This window comes from Rufibacter sp. XAAS-G3-1 (assembly GCF_013623775.1).
GTDB lineage: Bacteria > Bacteroidota > Bacteroidia > Cytophagales > Hymenobacteraceae > Nibribacter.
Window position 1 is genome coordinate 1 of the sequence record NZ_JABFAM010000045.1, and the last position, 844, is coordinate 844.

Sequence of the window (844 nt, forward strand, 5' to 3'; positions counted from 1 at the left end):
ATTTTATTGACTTCTGCTGTTACTTCTGCTGATATTTTTTTTGCCGTTCCAGCAGGTTTAAGTTTCTACAATTGCAGCCAACGGCCTCGTGCAAACAGCGTGCTAGGCCGTCGGCCGAAGCATGGTGTTTGCACAATGTTGGGTGTAGGTGTTTTTACTTTTACAACTCCAGTTTATGGATTTTACAGTAGTACTGTGGGTCACATTCGCTAATAATGCAGCCAGCTAACCTAACCAAACCCTTTTCAGCTCTATTCATTGTCCGTTTTGTCGGGAGCCCATAGACAATTGGTATTATATTGTCCGTATGTCCGCCAATGCATTTAACCTGTGTGTTCTTTGCATAGACAAATCCACAAGGGGGAGGGTATTTCAGGTTGAGTTTTGTAGTCTTGCCGTCTGAAACAACTATATTATCTGTAAAAGCGTCTCTGAACCCGATTTGCCTTATGATTAGGCTATAAATTCCTTCTGGTACTTCTTTAATTGAAAATTCGCCGCTTGTGGCAGGAATTGCACCTTTAAATTCTGAGCTATCCTTAATAAGGAAAATAGTCAAATATTTAAAGTCTAAAAGAGAATCGCGCTTCTGAATTACACCTGCTATTTGTCCATTTTGACCGAAAACTGTCAAAGAGCTGTAAATAAGCAAAAGGGTTGATAACCATTTCATCATTGAAGCTAATTTTGATTTTTACACTTACACCCAACCTTTAGATTAGCTCAGTTTCATTTTTTCAATATCACTACTTTCCATTTTGCCAGTTACAGGGTTAACTTTCTGTAGCTGAAGAAGCAGCCAGTGCACTACACGCTAACAAGGCGAACAGGGTCTAACAACCGA

General features: G+C 39.8%; 1 protein-coding gene. It reads right to left on the reverse strand.

Annotation, left to right across the window (positions count from 1 at the left end):
* Positions 1 to 160: 160 nt before the first annotated feature.
* Positions 161 to 676: a carboxypeptidase-like regulatory domain-containing protein gene (locus HHO50_RS20920; RefSeq protein ID WP_181309092.1), complete on the reverse strand. Its 516-nt coding sequence runs from the start codon at positions 674 to 676 to the stop codon at positions 161 to 163.
* Between the last annotated feature and the right edge of the window lie 168 nt (positions 677 to 844).